The following is a 17,305-nucleotide window of genomic DNA, read 5'->3' on the forward strand; positions in this document are numbered from 1 at the left end:
CCCCCCGTTTGTGAGAAGCCTGTGAGAGACGTAGGAGATCTGTCGGTGTCGGATGGCTTCGAGGTACCGGGTGCGACGGCGGACGCCGTGCTGCCCGCCGTCGTCGAGCGCGTCACCGCGCTCGCCGAGCGGCTCGACGTTCCGCAGGCCGAGGTCTTCCACCTGGGCCGGCTGTCGGCGGCCTGCGGGGTCCCGGAGTCCGTGGTCAGAGCCCTGCTGAACGGCCGTCCCGCGGGCGAGCCCGATGTGCAGTCCCGGTTCCTGCAGCGCCTCGACCTGCTGCGCCACACCAGGCTCAAGCCCAACGGACGCAAGTACACCCAGCAGGAGATCGCCGACGGCGCGGGCATGTCCCGCCAGCAGGCGGGCGCGCTCATCAACGGCGACCGGCGCCCCACCATGGAGCACTGTGACGCCCTCCAGCGCTTCTTCCGCGTGCATGCCGGTTTCCTCACGGCCGAGGAGCCCGAGGCCCTCGCCGGAGCGCTCCAGCGCACCGAGCAGGAGCTCCTGCAGAAGCTCGCCGACCGCGAACGGGCGGCGGCCGAGGCCGTGGACGACCCGCTGGAGCGGCTGCTCCAGGACCACGGCGTGCGCGGAATCGCCTGGCGCGCCGCCCAGTTGCCCACCGACCAGCACCGCGACAAGGTCGCCGAGTGGCTGGACATGCTCCTGGAGAGCGTGAAGCGTCCCGAGTCGTGAGGTGACGCGGCGTCAGGTCGCGCTGCGTTCGCTCGCCTCCCTCAAGTCCCGTTCCACCACCGTGCCGTGGGCCGTGGTGGTGCCCGGGTGGCCCTCGCGCAGGAGGTCGCGCCAGTGCTCGCGGCTCCAGTCGGCCGGGGCCGTGGTGCGGGTGAACTCCTCGACCAGGGCGAGGAATCGGGCCGGGTCGGTGTGGAACGGGAAGTGTCCCGCGCCCTCGAAGATCTCCAGCCGGCTGCCGGGCATCGCCTCGTGGGCACCGTACGCGTGCCGTACCGGCACCACGCTGTCCCGGTCGCCCCACAGCAGCATGGTCGGCATGCCCTCGGTCAGATAGCAGCGGTCGAGCATGGTCACCACCTGGCCCCGCCAGTCGACGACCGCGCGCAGGGTCCGGATGAAGGCGTTGCGGGCGGTCTCGTCGGGCAACGCGTCGACGAGGGTGAGGAGTTCGGGGGCGTCCTGGCCGAGGTCGGTGCCGAGCAGTCTCATCAGTCCCACGGTGAGGCCGACTTGGAGGCGCATGCCGGGCAACCGGAGTGCGGACAGGGCGAGATGGGAGCCCGGGAGCGTGACGAGCCGTAGTACGGGGTTGACCTCGCGGCCCACCCCGCCGGCGCTGACGAGGACGAGCCGTTCGGTGCGCTCGGGGAACTGGTAGGCGAACTGCATCGCCACTCCCCCGCCCAGCGAGTGCCCGAGCAGCGTCGCGGACTCGATGCCGAGGGTGGTGAGCAGATCGCGCAGGCCGTTGGCGTAGGCGGCGACCGAGTAGTCGGCCCGCGGTTTGTCGGAGGCGCCGTGGCCCAGGAGGTCGGGGGCGATCACCGTGTGGGTGCGGGCGAGTTCGGGGATCAACTCGGCCCAGGTGGCCGAGGAGTCGCCGATGCCGTGGATGAGGACCAGGGCCGGGCCCTGGCCGGCCATGCGGAAGGCGCGGCGGTATCCGTGCACGACGCGGTACCGCAACTCGCCTTCTCCGTCGCGCACCGGGCGCAGTCGTGCGGCGCGCACCGGGCGCCGTACCGGGACGTCCGCCACGCACTCGCCTCCCGTTCACCTGGCCGCCCGGAGACGGCCGAAAGCCCTTCCCTCCAGCGTAGGGCCGCTGTTCCACGGGGGATTTCGGTGACGTTTCGCCTCGGCTAAGCGGGCGAACCGGGGCCCGGTGGAACGGGATTGTCAGTGGCACCCGGCAAGCTGGAGTCGTGCCACCGCCGTGCGGGGGCGCATGACGCCGACCAGGGGAGAGCCGTCCTATGCAGACCGCAGTGATGACCGACCGCGAACGCGCCGCCGTCCAGGCCTATCTACGGCTGCTGCACACGGTCCGCGCAGCCTTCGACGGCCCGCCGGGCGCCGCCCGCCCCGTGCTCGTCCCGCCCTCGGTGCTGGCCGAGGCGGACCAGGCGCTGACGGACGCCGGGCTCGCGGGCAACGAGGAGGCGTTCTTCGGGCTGCTGGAGAGCTGGTGCCCGGAGGGGTGAGGAGCGGGGGCTGAGGAATGGGGGCCGAGGGGCGGGTTCAGGGATGCGGGACCGTGATCGCCGTGGCGACCAGTCCGCGCGCGACGGTCCAGCGGCCCTCGAAGACGCCGAGGCGCTCTCCGTCGACCACCGGGCCGGGGACGAGGAGGCGGGCGCGCAGGCCGCCGCGTGGTTCGTCCCCGGGGTCCGCGAAGAGTTCGATGTCCGCCTCCGAGAAGTCCAGCCACTTCCCGGTGAGGGGGAACCACGCCTTGTAGACGGACTCCTTGGCGCTGAACAGGAGCCGGTCCCAGTGCACGGCGGGCCGCTCGGCGGACAGTCGCGCCAGGCGGGCCCGTTCGGCGGGCAGGGAGACGGAGGGCAGGACGCCGTCGGGGAGCGGCGCGTGCGGTTCGGCGTCGATGCCGAGCGAGGCGAGGTCGCCGGCGCGGGCCAGCGCGGCGGCGCAGTAGCCGTCGCAGTGGGTCATGCTGCCGATGACACCCTCGGGCCAGGTCGGCGCGCCGTGGGCGCCGGGCAGGATCGCCTGTGCGGGCACGCCGAGCTTGTCCATGGCACGCCGGGCACAGGCCCGGACGGCGGTGAACTCGCGGCGGCGCTTGGGCACCGCGCGGGCCACGCGGGCCTCTTCCTCGGGGTACAGCGGGGCGTCCTGAAGCCCCTCGTCACCGTGTGTCTCCACGGTCACCACGGAGTCCGGGAGCAGCTCCTCGATCACCGGTCGCGACCTCCATCGGCAGGATGCGGCGCAGTCTGCCCGGGGGTTCCGGGCGCTTCTGCCACTCGCGGGGGTATCCCACGGACACCTCCTCGAAGCGGACGCCCTCGTGGTGGGTGGTCCGGGGGATGTGGAGGTGGCCGTAGACCATGGTGTCCACGCGGAACCTGCGGTGCCAGTCGGCGGTCAGCGCGGTGCCGCACCACATGGCGAACTCGGGGTACCACAGGACCTCGGTGGGGTGCCGGTCCAGCGGGTAGTGGTTGATCAGGACCGTGGGCAGGGTGTCGGGCAGTTCGGCGAGCCGGCGTTTGGTCTCGGCGACCCGGGCCCGGCACCAGGCCTCGCGGCTGGGGTAGGGGTCGGGGTGCAGCAGGAACTCGTCGTTGCAGACGATGCCGGTGCCGTGCGCGTACGCCAGTCCCTCGTCCTTGGTGGCGCAGCCCGGCGGGAGGAACGTGTAGTCGTAGAGCAGGAAGAGGGGGGCGACGACCACCGGGCCGCCGGGGCCCTCCCACACGGGGTACGGATCCTCCGGCGTGTTGACGCCCAACTCCCGGCACAGGGCGACGAGATGGTCGTAGCGGGCGACGCCGCGCAGGGTGACCGGGTCCTTGGGGTGGGTCCACAGTTCGTGGTTTCCGGGGGCCCAGAGGACCTTGCGGAAGCGGCCGGCGAGCAGTTCGAGGACCCAGCGGATGTCGGTCACGGTCTCGGCGATGTCACCGGCCACGATCAACCAGTCGTCGTCCGTGACGGGGCGCATGTTCTCGACCAGGGCGCGGTTCTCGGCGTATCCGATGTGGAGGTCGCTGATGGCCAGCAGTTGTCCGGCGCCGCCGCCCGTCGACTCCACCCCTGGCCCCCTCCGCGCTCCCGAATGACCCCACGAGATCACATCCCGCCGTTCCGCGACAAGACGGCAGGGCGGCAGGGCGGCAGGGCGGCAGGGCGGCAGGGCGGCAGGACCACCGGATGGCAGCGGGGCAGGGCGACCGGACGGACGAGGGCATCGGGCGGCGCGGCGACGGGCGTTCACGTGCCGGGTGGGCACCATCGGGAAATCCGTAACACGGGCGTTGCACGCGGCGCCCTTCGCAAGCCGTATGATCGCCCCAACACCACCGTCACGAACGCCCCTTCGCCGAGGGCGGTTTGGTGTACCTCCAACCACCCTGGCCGGGCACGGCCCTGCTTCGCCGTGCCCGCGAACCCGAAAGGACGGCCCTGCATGGTCTCTCGCGTACGCGTCTGGCTCAACCGCACGTACGCGGAGAACGTGTTCTTCATGGATCAGCTGCGGAGAAATCCCAGCGATCGGGCCGTCGAGATCCATGCCACGCACGGCGACGCGGACTCCCCCGTACTGGCCGCCGCCGACACCGCCGACCTGGAGCCCGAGGGCCTGTCCCCGGCCGCGTACGTCGAGTTCGCCCTCGACCAGTGCGCCCGTCGCGGCATCGACGTGTTCGTGCCCCGCCTGCACCAGTCGGAGATCGTGGCGCACCGCGCGGACTTCGCCGCGGTGGGCACGGCGCTGCTCGCGCCGACCCCCGAGGCGGTCGCCGTCTTCCACGACAAGGTGATCGCGTACGAGGCCGTCCAGGCCGTCGGGGTGCCCGTGCCGCCGTGGTGGCGGGTCCGTACGGCGCCCGAACTCGTCGCGGCCGTCGAGGAGTTGGAGGCCGCCGGGCACAAGGCGTGCTTCAAGCCGGCGTCCGGTGCGGGCGGCGTGGGCTTCCGCGTGATCACGCGCGCCCCCTTCTCACTCATGCACCTCAACGGCTTCCCGAGCCCCTACGTCCCGCTCGACACGGTGGTCACCGCGCTGGAGCAGGCGGACGAGCAGGTCGACTGGCTGGTGATGCCGCGCCTGGAGGAGCCGGAGGTGTCGGTGGACTGCCTGACCGGTCCCGACAACGCGGTCCGGCTCGCCGTGGGTCGCACGAAGAACGGCCGTCGTCGCGGTTTCACCCTGCACGAGCAGTGGCTGGAGCCGGCCCGCCGGATCTCGGAGGGCTTCGGGCTGCACTACCTGTCCAACATCCAGTTCCGGATGTTCGGCGACAAGCCCGTGCTGATGGACGTCAACACCCGTCCGGCCGGCGGTCTGCACCAGCTCTCGCTGTGCGGGGTCAACGCCCCTTGGGCGGCGGTGCAGTTGGCGCTCGGTGAGGACCCGGGCACGATGGAGCCGCCGTTCCTCGGCGCGGACTACGCGGTGGTGTCCGGCCCGCGGCAACTGCGTCCCGTGTCGCTCCCGCACCAGCGCGCGGAGGAGTCGGAGCCCCTGCTGCCGGCCGCGCCCGCACCCGTGCAGGACGCGGTTCAGACGGCGCCGGAGACCTCCGCGACCGGCAGTCGGGCAGCCGCCCGCGCCTGAGCCACAACCACACCTTCATACCGGTCTGGACCAATCATGGCGTAGCACCTTGACACCGTGATTGGTCCATACCAACTTGGTTGCGCACCTTCCTGCACTCCCGAACACCCCCATTCCAACAGGGAGATCGCGTGCGCAACACACTCAGACGTTCCAGACATCGCCTCCTCGCCCTCCTCGGCACCGTCGCCCTGGCCATGGCCGGGGCCATCGCGCTGCCCGGTACCGCGCAGGCGGCCAACGTGCTGACCAATCCCGGCTTCGAGTCGGGCAGCCTCTCCCCCTGGTCCTGCACCGGGAACCTCGGCTCGGTCGTCTCCTCGCCCGTGCACGGCGGCTCCAAGGCCCTTGCGGGAGCGGTGAGTTCGAGCGACACAGCGCAGTGCACCCAGACGGTGGCCGTACAACCGAACACGGCCTACTCGCTCAGCGGCTGGGTGCGCGGAAGTTACGTCTACCTCGGTGTCAACGGCGGCTCCTCCACGTGGACTTCGTCCCCGTCGGCGTACAGCCAGTTGACGACGTCGTTCACCACCGGCGCCTCGCAGACCAGCGCCACCATCTACGTCCACGGCTGGTACGCGCAGGGCACCTACTACGCGGACGACATCAGCCTCGACGGACCGGGCGGCGGCGGTGGCACGGACACCCAGGCGCCCACCGCGCCGACCGGACTGACGTCCACGGGCAAGACCTCCTCCAGCGTCTCGCTGTCCTGGGGCGCCTCGACGGACAACGTGGGTGTCACGGCGTACGACATCTACAGCGGTTCGAACCAGGTCCTCAGCGTCTCCGGTACGAGCGGCACGGTCAGCGGCCTTTCGGCCAGTACCGCCTACACGTTCACGGTGAAGGCGCGCGACGCGGCCGGGAACACGTCGGCGGCGTCCAACGCGGTGAGCGTGACGACGAGCGCCGGTACCGGCGGCGGCACCGGGTTCACCCAGGCCGCGCCCTATCTCTACGAGGGCTGGGGCGATCCGCCGAGCCCGAGCACGGTGATGAGCGCGACCGGCATCAAGTGGTTCACGATGGCGTTCGTGCTGGACTCCGGCGGCTGCAACCCCGCCTGGGACGGCAGCCGGGCACTGACCGGTGGCGTCGACCAGACCGCCATCAACCAGATCCGCGCGGCGGGCGGTGACGTCGTCCCGTCGTTCGGCGGCTGGCAGGGCAGCAAGCTCGGCGCCAACTGCTCCTCGGCGAGCGCCCTGGCAGGAGCGCTGCAGAAGGTGATCAGCGCCTACGGCCTCAAGGCGATCGACATGGACATCGAGAACACGGACGAGTTCGAGAACGAGGCCGTCCAGGCGAAGATCCTCACCGCGCTGAAGACCGTCAAGGCCAACAACCCCGGCCTGAGGACGATCGTCACCTTCGGCACCTCGACGACCGGCCCGACGTACTACGGCAACCGGCTCATCGAGCAGGCACAGTCGCTCAACGCCGGCATCGACGTCTTCACCATCATGCCGTTCGACTTCGGCGGCGGCTCCGACATGTACGGCAGCACGGTCGCCGCGGCCGAGGGCCTGAAGACCAAGCTGAAGTCCACCTTCGGGTGGGACGACGCCACGGCCTACTCGCACATCGGCATCTCCGGCATGAACGGCCTGTCGGACCAGCAGGAGACGACGACTCCCGCGATCTGGACCCAGATCCGCGACTGGTCGAACTCGCACCACATCGCCCGGCTCGCCTTCTGGTCGGTCAACCGGGACCGCGGGTGCGCCGGTGGCGGAGTGGTGAGCAACTGCTCCGGCATCAGCCAGAACACCTGGCAGTTCACCTCCATCACGGCCGGTTTCACCGGCTGACGGCCCCCACCCCTGGCGGCCGGTCCCCCGTGTGGGCCGGCCGCCTCGGTGCGTCAACCTCCGCCCCGATGCGGGTACTTCAGAAGCGCCCGGATCCCCGGTACAGCTCCAACTCCCCGTCCAGTTCCACGGCGAGCACCGTGGCGAGCGGGTCGAGATCGGCCAGGGGCGGCGGGTCGATCCACAACTGCCCCACGGCCTCGTGGAGTCCGCCGACGACCCGGTGGGCGAGTTCGGTGCCGGTGCCGAGCACGGTGACCCCGCGGACCGGGGTGACCAGTCCACGGACGCCGATCTCGGCACGCGGGATGTCGTACAGCGTGAGATAGAGGGTGCGCCGGTCGGCGGAGAGGGTGCTCGGCCCGTAGTGGTGTCCGGCCGGGAGGCCGCGCACCGTGCCGTACACGGCGTCGGCGTGCTTGCGGATCCACTCCCCGAGGCCTTCGAGGCGCTCCACCTGCGGCTGCGGGATCGTGCCGTCCTCCATCGGGCCCACGTCGAGGAGGAGGTTGCCGCCCCCGCCGATCGTCTCCGTGAAGTAACGGACCAGCTGGCTCAGCGACTTGTGGTTGACGTCGTGGTGCTGGTAGCCCCACGAGTCGTTGATGGTGAGGCACAACTCCCAGGGCCCGTCCGGGGGTTCGATGGGGGCGCCCTGTTCCGGCGTCGCGTAGTCGCCCTCGCTCAGCATGCGGGCGTTGAAGACCACGTCCGGTGTGTACGAGCGGATGAGCGCGGCGAGTTCTCCGATGCGCCACTGTTCCTCGCTGCGTTCCCACTCGCCGTCGAACCACATCAGGTCGGGCCGGTAACGAGAGGCCAACTCCCTTGTCTGGCCGTCCCGGTAGGCGATGAACCGCGCCCAGGCCGCCAGGTCCTCGTCCTCGGCGGCACACTCGGAGTACGGGTTGTCCTCCAGTTCCGGCGGGCGGCCCGGCTTGCGGGTGGTGGCGTAGTCGGGGTGGTTCCAGTCGGAGTGCGAGTAGTAGAAACCCACCTTGAGGCCCCGCTCGCGGAGGGCGTCCGCGTAGCCGGTGAGGTAGTCCCTGCCGAGGTCGAGCTCGCCGAACTCCGTGTCCCACAGGGCCACTCCGTCGTGGTGGCGGCTGGTGAGGACGGCGTACTTGGCTCCGGCGCGGGCGAACAGGTCGGCCCAGGCGCGGGGGTCGTAGTTCGCTCCGGTGAAACGGTCGAGCTGGGACATGTACTGCTCGTGCGGCACGACGCCGTCGTAGAACGACCAGGACTCCTGGACGCCGTCGACGGCGTAGATCCCCCAGTGGACGAAGATCCCCAACTTGGCGTCGGTGAACCACGGTTGCATGGGCACGGCTGAACTCCCGTTCCGTACAAGGTCGGTTGGGGAAAACATGCCAGGGGGCGGGGCCGGCGTGCGACGACCGGGCCCGCCCCCTGGGGTCTACTGGCCCGCGCCCGCCCGCTTCAGACGGAGCGTCAGGATCTGGAAGGGCCGCAGGGCCACGGCCACCGAGTCGCCGTCGACCTCCGCCGCCTCCAGAGGCCGCTCCAGCAGGTCGGTGATCTGGGCGCCCGCGAACGGGAAGCCCGTGCGCAGAACACCTTGAGCGCGGCCGCCGCTCGACTCGTAGAGCCGGACGACGACATCGCCGGACTCGTCGTCGGCGAGCTTGACCGCCTCGACGGTGACGCTCTCGCCGTCGACGGAGACGACCGGTTCCGGGGCGCCGTCCGAATCGGCCACCCGCAGCGGGAGGTTGAGGGCGTAGCCCTCGGCGACCGCGTCGTCGATGCTCGCGCCGGGCAGCAGCGAGTAGGTGAAGCGGTGCCTGCCCTGGTCGGCGCCCGGGTCCGGGATGCGCGGGGCGCGCACCAGGCTCAGGCGGACCGTGGTGGTCGTACCGCCGTCCTCGCGGACCGTGCGGGAGACGTCGTGGCCGTACGTCGAGTCGTTGATGACGGCGACGCCGTAGCCGGGCTCGGCGAGGTGCACCCAGCGGTGGCCGGAGACCTCGAAACGGGCCGCCTCCCAACTGGTGTTGGTGTGCGTGGGCCGCTGGATGTGGCCGAACTGGATCTCGGCGGAGGAGTGCGCCGCCCGGATGTCGACGGGGAAACCGGCCTTGAGGAACTTCTCGGCCTCGTGCCAGTCGATGTCGGTCTCGAAGTCGATCCGGGGGCTGCCCGCGCGGACGGTGATCGTCTGCACGATCTTCGAGCCCTTGCCGAAGGACCGCTCCACCCGGATCGCGCCGAGCAGCGGGTCCTGCTCGACCACCGTGACGGAGTCGGCGTCCAGGAGGTCGGTGAAGCGGTTCTTGTAGTGCTTGTCGACGTCCCAGGCGTCCCAGTAGTTCGGCAGGTCGGTGTGCAGACGGAGCAAGTTGCCCTGGTCGGCGAGGACTTCACGGCCGCCGTGGCGCAGGTCGCGCACGGAGGCGAGGGTGCCGTCGTCGGCGAGTTCGACGCGGACGATGCCGTTGTCCAGGACGCGGTCGGTGACGGTCACCGCCTGCGGGACGTACTCGGCGGCCAGCGGGGCGCTGCCGTTCGCGGGAACCGTCGCGTACATCGGGACGCCGGTCGCCGTGCGGATGACCTCGGCGCGGTCGTAGGGGCTGGTGTTGAAGACGCGGGTACCGCCGCCGCCCAGCGCGGCCACGGCCGCCGCCGTCAGCTCCTCCAACTCCGTTGCCACACGCGCGTATTCGGCCTCCGCCTCACGGTGCACCCAGGCGATCGAGGAGCCCGGCAGGATGTCGTGGAACTGGTGCAGCAGGACCGTCTTCCACAGCCGGTCGAGCTTCTCGTAGGGATAGGCGTAGCCCGGTGCGTGCAGCGCGGCCGTGGTCGCCCACAACTCGGCCTCGCGGAGCCGGTGTTCGCTGCGCCGGTTGCCCTGCTTGGTACGCGCCTGGGAGGTGTAGGTGGCGCGGTGCAGCTCCAGGTACAGCTCGCCGACCCAGACGGGGGCGTCCGGGTACTCGGCGCGGGCCTTGGCGAAGAACTCGTCGGGGTGCTCGACGACGACCTTCGGCGAGCCCTCCAGGTCGGCGAGCCTGCGCGCCCGTTCCATGATCTCGCGGGTGGGACCGCCACCGCCGTCGCCCCAGCCGAACGGGGCCAGCGAGCGGGTGCCGTTGCCTTTCTCCTGGTAGTTGCGGACCGCGCGGGACATCTCGACACCGCTGAAGCGGGCGTTGTAGGTGTCGACCGGCGGGAAGTGGGTGAAGATGCGGGTGCCGTCGATGCCCTCCCACCAGAAGGTGTGGTGCGGGAACTTGTTGGTCTGGTTCCAGGAGATCTTCTGGGTGAGGAACCACTCGTTGCCGGCCAGCTTGGCGAGCTGCGGGTAGGCCGCGTTGTAGCCGAAGGAGTCGGGCAGCCAGACGCCCTTGGTCTCGATGCCGAAGTGCTCGATGAAGAACCGCTTGCCGTGGACGAGTTGGCGGGCGATGGCCTCGCCGCCGGGCAGGTTGCCGTCGGACTCGACCCACATGCCGCCGACCGGCGCCCACTGGCCGCGCTTGACGGACTCCTGGATGCGGGCCCACACCTGCGGGTAGTTGTCGCGCACCCACTCGTACTGCTGGGCCTGCGAGCAGGCGAAGATGAAGTCCTCGTACTCGTCGGCGAGGGACGTCACGTTCGAGAAGGTGCGGGACGTCTTGCGCTTGGTCTCGCGGATCGGCCACAGCCACGCCGAGTCGATGTGCGCGTGCCCGACCCCGGAGACGATGTGCGCGCTGGCGTTGGCGGGCTTGGACAGCACCGGCTTGAGCGCGGCCCGTACGTCGGCCGCCGTACCGGCGACGTCGTCCAGGTCGAGCAGGTCCAGGGCCCGGTCGAGCGCGTGCATGATCTCGTGCCGGCGCGGGTCGTGCTCGCCGAGTTCCAGCATCAGTTCGCGCAGCACCTGGACGTCGAGGTCGAGGTGGAAGACCTCCTCGTCGAGGACGGCGAGGTCGGCGCGGCGGAATGTATACAGTGGACGGTCGCCCGCCGTCAGTACATCGCCGAGAGGGGTCGGCTCCGCGAAGTCGTTGGCGAGGATGTCGGGGTTGGAGGCCGCCTCGACCAGGTAGTCGATCACCTCGCCGCCGGTCGCCGGGTTGGCGATCGCCACGTACTGGTTGAGCGGGTTGACGGCCTTGAGCGGGGTCCCGTCCGTGAGGTGGACGAGCGCCTCGGCCTGGTTGCCGGGCCAGTCGCCCGTGAAGCCGAGGTCGATGACGGCCTCGACGCGCTTCCCGGCCCACTCGGCGGGCACCTCTCCGTGCATCCGGAACCAGGTGGTGCCCCAGGGCGGACCCCACGGGGTGTCCATCGCGAACGGCGCGTACGGCGCCCCGGCCGCCTCCTCGAAGGGGACCGGCTCCCCGGGGGCCTGCCAGGCCTCGACGGTGAGGGGCGCGGTGGCCGCGTAGATCGCGGGCTTGATGCGCTGGTTGTGGGCGCGCTCGACGCGCTCCTCGATCCGGCGGCGTTCGTCGTGCATGGGGAGTCTCCAGGGAACCAGGGAGCTGCTGAGAGGTGGGGAAGCCGCTGCGGACAGCGAACTGGCGAGAACGGGGGAAAGCGCTTACCAGACGGTTGCCTACTTAAGGTACGCCAGGCCCGGGTGGACCTCGGTATACCCCTCGACCAGCCTGCGCGCGACATTCACCGAGTCCACCAGCGGATGCAGCGCGAAGGCCTTCACCGCCGTCGCACGGGAGCCGTTCTCCGCCGCCGTGAGGATCTCGCGCTCGACGCCCTTGACCGCGCAGACCAGGCCGGTGGCGTGGTCGGGCAGCGGGTCGACCGCGACGGGATGGGCGCCGTTGGCGTCGACCAGGCAGGGCACCTCGATGACGGCGTCCGCGTCGAGGACCGACAGCGCGCCGTGGTTGCGCACATTGAGGATCAGGGTGGTGCGTTCGTCGCGGGCGATGGCCCGCATCAGGGCGAGGGCGACCTTCTCGTAGCCGCCGGAGAGGTCGTCGGCGTCGCGTTCGCCGGCGCCGGCGGTCTCCCGGTTCTCCGACATGTAGGTCGCCTCGCGCTCGGCGCGGGTGCGGTCCCAGGCGGTCAGCGCGGAGGCGTCGGGGCGCTTCATCTCGTCGTAGAACCGCGCCTGCTGGTCGCGCAGGAACGCGCCCCGGGTCTTCTCGACCTCGCGGTAGGCGCGGACGGTCTCGCGGTTGAAGTAGTAGTAGTGCAGGTACTCGTTCGGGATCGCGCCGAGGGACTGGAGCCAGTCGGTGCCGAAGAGCTTGCCCTCCTCGAAGGAGCCGAGCAGGTCGGGGTCGGCGAGCAGGCGCGGGAGTTCGTCCCGGCCGGCGACGCGCAGGCCGCGTACCCAGCCGAGGTGGTTGAGGCCGACGTAGTCGATGAAGGCCTCGCGCGGGTTGGCTCCGAGGACCTTGGCGATACGGCGGCCGAGGCCGACCGGTGAGTCGCAGATGCCGATGACGCGGTCGCCGAGGTGGCGGGACATGGCCTCGGTGACCAGGCCCGCCGGGTTGGTGAAGTTGATGACCCAGGCGTCGGGGGCGAGCCGGGCCACGCGCTGTGCGATGTCGACGGCGACGGGCACGGTTCGTAGACCATAGGCAATACCGCCGGCGCCGACCGTCTCCTGGCCGAGGACGCCTTCCGCCAGCGCCACTCGCTCGTCGTTCGCGCGGCCCTCCAGGCCGCCGACGCGGATCGCCGAGAAGACGAAGTCGGCGCCGCGCAGGGCCTCGTCGAGGTCGGTGGTGGCGGTGACCTCGGGGGCGTCGGGCACGGTGGCGGCCTGTTCGGCCAGTACCCGGGCGACCGCATACAGTCGACTGTCGTCCAGGTCGTGCAGCACCACCTCGGTGACCCGGCCCTCGCCGCGGTCCGTCAGGAGGGCCCCGTACACGAGCGGCACCCGGAACCCGCCGCCGCCCAGAATCGTCAGCTTCACGCTTTCACCTTTCCTGCCACGACGACCTCGACGCCCGCTTCCTCCAGGGAGGAGCGGGTCGCCGGGTCGACCGGGGCGTTCGTCACCACCGCGTCCAGGTCCTCGGGACCGCACACCTTCGCCATGCCCGTACCCGGGAACTTCTGCGCGTCGGCGAGCAGGACGACCTTTTCACCGGCCTTGATCATGGCCCGCTTGACCGGCACCTCGACGACCGTCGTGTCCATCACCTGCCCGCCGGGCCGCACCCCGCTGGTGCCGAGGAACAGCCAGTCGGCGTGCAGTTGGCGCAGATTGTCCTCGGTGAGGAAGCCCACCAGGGAGCGGTACTCGCGCCGGACCATCCCGCCGAGCAGCACCAGCTCGATGCCCTCGTCGTCGGCCAGCTCCTCGTAGACCACGAGGTTGCTGGTGATCACGGTGAGCCGGCGGCCGTGCAGTTGCCGGGCGAGCCGGTAGGCGGTGGTGCCGATGTCGAGGAGGACCGACTGGCCGTCCGCGACCATGGCGGCGGCGTGCGCGGCTATCGCGTCCTTCTCGGCCACCCGCACCTCGGCGACCTCGGCGAAGGGCTGGTCGCCCTCGTCGGCCACGGCACCGCCGTGGACCCGGGTGAGCAGCCCGTCCTCCTCCAGCTTGAGCAGATCTCGCCGGATCGTGGCGGGGCTCACACCCAGCTGCTCGGAGAGATCGGTCACGGCCGCGGGGCCACCGGAGCGCAGGGCCCGCAGGATGAGTTGATGTCGTCGTTCTGCCAGCACACCGCGAACACTACTCGTCATCTTCAATCATTTCTATGCTCAGTTCTGCTCGGGTATTGACCAATCTCGTCGAGCGGCGCACGATTCCCGTCACCGAAATGAAGAGTTTTGACGAGAGGATGTGCGCGTGGATGACGACCGGCCCGATGTGCTGCTGACCGGGCTGCTCTTCTACGACCTCGTCCTCACGGGTCTGGGGCAGCCGCCGACGCCGGGCGAGGAGATCTGGACGTCCGGCATGGGCTGCGGCCCCGGCGGTATCGCCAACCTGGCGGTCGCCGCGTCCCGCTTCGGCCTGAACACCTCTCTGGCCACGGTCTTCGGCGACGACTTCTACGGCACGTACTGCCACGAGGTCCTCGCCGGCCAGGAGGGCGTCGACCTCTCCCTGTCCCGCACCGCGAACGGCTGGCACACCCCCGTCACCGTCTCGCTCGCGCACGGCGAAGACCGGGCGCTGGTCACCCACGGCCAGGAACCGCCGTACTCCCAGGACGAGTTGATGGGCGACCCGCCCGAGGCGCGCACCGCGCTGGTGCACATCGAGGCCGAGCCGCGCGCCTGGCTCGCCAAGGCCTCCGCGAACGGCACGCACATCTACGCCGACGTCGGCTGGGACCCCACCCAGCAGTGGTCCCGCGACCTCCTGGACCAGCTCGCCCTGTGCCACGCCTTCCTCCCCAACGAGGCCGAGGCGATGGCCTACACCCGCACCGACAGCGCGGTCGCGGCGCTCGGCACGCTCAGCGAGCTGGTGCCGGTCGCGGTGATCACGCGCGGCGGCGACGGGGCGGTCGCCGTCGACCAGACGACGGGCGAGTACGCGGAGGTCCCGGCCCTGGACGTGGACGTGCTGGACGCGACGGGCGCGGGTGACGTGTTCGGCGCGAGCTTCGTCGCGGCCTCGCTCGGCGGCTGGCCGCTGGAGGAACGGCTGCGGTTCGCGGTCCTCGCCGCCGGACTGTCCGTCCAGCACCACGGCGGCGCGCTGGCGGCGCCCGGCTGGTACGGCGTCGACCGTTGGCTGCATACAGTCCGCGATCCCGAACTGCGGCGTGCATACGGCTTCCTTGTCGACAGGATCCCGGCGGACCCCGGCCCGCCGGTCACGTACGCGCCGGTCACTCCCCCCGCACCGCGGTAGCCCCCACACGTCTCGCAAGTCCCCCTGGTCACCACCTCGCAAGTCCCCCGGAATTCCCCCCACTCAGCCCCTCTGTGCACGACCCGAACAGATCGAACAGATCCGAAAGGCGGTGAGAGCTGTGCGGCTCTCACGAAGAGGCCTGCTCCGTGCGGGCCTGGCCGGTACGGCCGCCACGGCGCTCGGCGGCCTGGCGTCCGGCTGTGCCGTTCCGACCGGTTCCACCGGCCGGAACATGGTCCTGTGGTACTGGGACGGCGGCCTCGGCGACACGGTCGTCAAGAAGGCCAAGGCGCGTTACGACAGCACGGTCGACCTCCAGGCGATCAAGATCGGCGGCTACTACCGGTCGAAGCTGATCACCACGATGGCCGGCCGGGCCCACATCCCCGACATCGCCGGCCTCAAGGGCGAGGACATGGCGTCCTATCTGCCCAACTCCGACCAGTTCGTGGATCTCAGGACGCTCGGCGCGGACAAGTACAAGAGCCAGTTCCTGACCTGGAAGTGGGAGCAGGGCATCGCCGACGACGGCACGATGGTCGGCTTCCCGATCGACTGCGGGCCGGTGGCGCACTTCTACCAGTACGCCGTGTTCCGCAAGGCGGGGCTGCCGTACGAACCGGCCGACGTCTCCAGGGAGTTGAACACCTGGGAGAAGTTCTTCGCGGCCGGTGTGCAGTTGAAGAAGCGGATCCCGGGGACCTCGCTGCTGACCGACGTCAACAGTGTCTTCGAGAAGGTCGTCGAGCAGGGGAGCAAGCGGTACGTCGACAAGGACCGGCACTTCATCGGCGACCAGGAGCATGTGCGCAACGCCTGGGCGCTCGCGGTGGAGGCCAAGCGGCGCGGGATCGTCTCGGACCTCGTCACCGGCACCCCGGACCAGATCTCGGCGGTCGACACCGGGAAGCTGCCCAGTCAACTCGGCGCGTCCTGGGCGACGTACGACATCAAGAGCGGCAACCCGAAGACCAAGGGCAGGTGGCGGGTCGCGGACATGCCGGTGCGGCCGTCCAACAACGGCGGCTCGTTCCTGTCGGTCACCAAGGCGTGCCGGGAGCCCGAGCGGGCCTTCGAGATCATCGCGTGGATGCTCAACGCGGCCAACCAGGCGTCGGGTTACATCGACGCGGGCCTCTTCCCCTCCACACCCGCCTCATACGGGCTGAAGCAACTGCGGGCGCCCGACCCGTTCTTCGGCGGTCAGGTGACGACGGACGTCTTCGGTCCGGCCGCGCAGAAGATCACCGTTGCCTACAACAGCCCGTTCGACGTAGCGCTCGGGCAGCCCATCAAGGACGAGATCAAGAACGTCGGTGTCCTCGGGAAGGACCCCGAGAAGGCCTGGAGTGACGCCATGAGCAAGTGCCGGCGCATCGCGGACCACCTGGGGGTGAGCCACTGATGGCCACCGCACTCGACAAGCCCCCGGTCGCCGTGGACAGGACGTCCGCCGCCGCAGGACCCAGGACGGGATGGCGCAAGTACTGGCACCTGTATGCCGCCATCTCTCCGTTCTATCTGCTGTTCCTCTGCTTCGGGCTGATCCCCGTCGGCTTCTCGCTCTACCTCTCCTTCCACCGCTGGGACGGCCTCGGCTCGATGGAGTGGGCGGGTCTGTCGCAGTACAAGTACCTGCTGAGCGACACCGACTTCTGGAACTCGATCGGCAACACCCTGATCATCTGGGCGCTGGCCACCTTCCCCATGATCTTCCTGGCGATGGTCACCGCCGTGATGCTCAACTCGGCGGTCCGCTTCAAGAACGTCTACCGCTTCGCCTACTTCCTCCCGAACGTCACCTCGGTGGTGGCGATCGCGATCGTCTTCGGCTCGGTGTTCTCCACCAACTTCGGCCTGGTGAACGCCCTGTTGCAGGCGGTGGGGATCGATCAGATCGCCTGGCTCAACACCCCGTGGGGCATCAAGATCGCCATCGCGACGCTGATGACCTGGCAGTGGACCGGCTACAACGCGATCATCTTCCTCGCCGGTCTGCAGACCATCCCGAGCGAACTCTACGAAGCGGCACGGATGGACGGCGCCGGACCGGTGCAGACCTTCTTCCGGATCACGCTGCCGCTGCTGCGCCCGGTGCTGCTGTTCGTGCTCGTCATCTCGACGGTCACCGGACTGCAGAGCTTCTCCGAACCACAGGTGCTGCTGCAGAACACCTCGAACGACTCGACGTTCGCGGGCGGTCCGGGGCACTCCGGCCAGACGATGGTCCTGTACTTCTTCCAACAGACCTTCGACAACAACGACTTCGGTTACGGCGCCGCCGTGGCCTGGGGCATCTTCCTCGTCGTCATCCTCTTCTCCATCGTCAACTGGCGCCTGGTGCAGCGCCGGGGCGAAGACTAGGGAGTCGGTCAC

The 17,305-nt window shown here is 70.2% G+C and carries 14 protein-coding genes; 7 read left to right on the plus strand and 7 right to left on the minus strand.

What is annotated here, in order from left to right; genetic code table 11:
• Positions 1–45: 45 nt before the first annotated feature.
• A complete protein-coding gene (locus tag AB0M63_RS38275) occupies positions 46–702 on the plus strand; it encodes a helix-turn-helix transcriptional regulator (RefSeq protein ID WP_366022586.1) in 657 nt (218 codons plus the stop codon).
• A gap of 12 nt (positions 703–714) precedes the next feature.
• Here the strand turns inward: AB0M63_RS38275 and AB0M63_RS38280 are convergent, their stop codons facing one another.
• Entirely contained in the window at positions 715–1,743 is a 1,029-nt protein-coding gene (locus AB0M63_RS38280; RefSeq protein WP_355923190.1) for an alpha/beta hydrolase, read from the minus strand.
• A gap of 218 nt (positions 1,744–1,961) precedes the next feature.
• Between AB0M63_RS38280 and AB0M63_RS38285 the strand changes: the two genes are divergently transcribed.
• On the plus strand, positions 1,962–2,189 hold the full coding sequence (locus tag AB0M63_RS38285) for a hypothetical protein (protein ID WP_355923188.1): 228 nt from the start codon (positions 1,962–1,964) through the stop codon (positions 2,187–2,189).
• A gap of 37 nt (positions 2,190–2,226) precedes the next feature.
• On the opposite strand, the gene AB0M63_RS38290 is transcribed toward AB0M63_RS38285, so the two are convergent.
• Positions 2,227–2,907, minus strand: a complete 681-nt coding sequence (locus AB0M63_RS38290; RefSeq protein WP_355923186.1) for a 4'-phosphopantetheinyl transferase superfamily protein — start codon at positions 2,905–2,907, stop codon at positions 2,227–2,229.
• Positions 2,855–3,763 (minus strand): metallophosphoesterase, encoded by a 909-nt coding sequence (locus tag AB0M63_RS38295; protein ID WP_366022587.1) that lies wholly within the window; start codon positions 3,761–3,763, stop codon positions 2,855–2,857. Before AB0M63_RS38295 ends, AB0M63_RS38290 begins: the two co-directional genes overlap by 53 nt.
• 375 nt (positions 3,764–4,138) lie before the next feature.
• Here AB0M63_RS38295 and AB0M63_RS38300 point away from each other — a divergent pair, with 375 nt between their 5' ends.
• Together AB0M63_RS38300 and AB0M63_RS38305 are read left to right on the plus strand one after the other, a co-directional pair.
• Positions 4,139–5,290: an ATP-grasp domain-containing protein gene (locus tag AB0M63_RS38300; RefSeq protein ID WP_366022588.1), complete on the plus strand. Its 1,152-nt coding sequence runs from the start codon at positions 4,139–4,141 to the stop codon at positions 5,288–5,290.
• Between the two features lie 131 nt (positions 5,291–5,421).
• A complete protein-coding gene (locus AB0M63_RS38305) occupies positions 5,422–7,107 on the plus strand; it encodes a carbohydrate binding domain-containing protein (RefSeq protein ID WP_366022589.1) in 1,686 nt (561 codons plus the stop codon).
• Between the two features lie 79 nt (positions 7,108–7,186).
• Here the strand turns inward: AB0M63_RS38305 and AB0M63_RS38310 are convergent, their stop codons facing one another.
• The 4 genes from AB0M63_RS38310 to AB0M63_RS38325 form a co-directional block, all read right to left on the minus strand.
• Positions 7,187–8,437 carry an alpha-L-fucosidase gene (locus tag AB0M63_RS38310; RefSeq protein WP_366022590.1) on the minus strand — a complete coding sequence of 417 codons (1,251 nt, stop codon included), beginning with the start codon at positions 8,435–8,437 and terminating at the stop codon, positions 7,187–7,189.
• 90 nt (positions 8,438–8,527) lie between these two features.
• Positions 8,528–11,584 (minus strand): glycoside hydrolase family 38 C-terminal domain-containing protein, encoded by a 3,057-nt coding sequence (locus AB0M63_RS38315; protein ID WP_366022591.1) that lies wholly within the window; start codon positions 11,582–11,584, stop codon positions 8,528–8,530.
• 99 nt (positions 11,585–11,683) lie between these two features.
• Positions 11,684–13,021, minus strand: coding sequence for a 6-phospho-beta-glucosidase (locus AB0M63_RS38320; RefSeq protein WP_366022592.1), 1,338 nt, complete (start codon positions 13,019–13,021; stop codon positions 11,684–11,686).
• Entirely contained in the window at positions 13,018–13,782 is a 765-nt protein-coding gene (locus AB0M63_RS38325; RefSeq protein ID WP_317879370.1) for a DeoR/GlpR family DNA-binding transcription regulator, read from the minus strand. The genes AB0M63_RS38320 and AB0M63_RS38325 overlap by 4 nt, the downstream gene beginning before the upstream one ends.
• Positions 13,783–13,909: 127 nt before the next feature.
• Here AB0M63_RS38325 and AB0M63_RS38330 point away from each other — a divergent pair, with 127 nt between their 5' ends.
• From AB0M63_RS38330 to AB0M63_RS38340, 3 genes are all read left to right on the plus strand, one after another.
• Positions 13,910–14,926, plus strand: coding sequence for a carbohydrate kinase family protein (locus tag AB0M63_RS38330; protein WP_366022593.1), 1,017 nt, complete (start codon positions 13,910–13,912; stop codon positions 14,924–14,926).
• 121 nt (positions 14,927–15,047) lie between these two features.
• Positions 15,048–16,334: an extracellular solute-binding protein gene (locus tag AB0M63_RS38335; RefSeq protein WP_355923169.1), complete on the plus strand. Its 1,287-nt coding sequence runs from the start codon at positions 15,048–15,050 to the stop codon at positions 16,332–16,334.
• Positions 16,334–17,293, plus strand: a complete 960-nt coding sequence (locus AB0M63_RS38340; protein ID WP_366022594.1) for a sugar ABC transporter permease — start codon at positions 16,334–16,336, stop codon at positions 17,291–17,293. The genes AB0M63_RS38335 and AB0M63_RS38340 overlap by 1 nt, the downstream gene beginning before the upstream one ends.
• Positions 17,294–17,305 lie beyond the last annotated feature (12 nt).

This window comes from Streptomyces sp. NPDC051576 (genome assembly GCF_040681835.1).
In the GTDB taxonomy this organism is placed as follows: Bacteria; Actinomycetota; Actinomycetes; order Streptomycetales; family Streptomycetaceae; genus Streptomyces.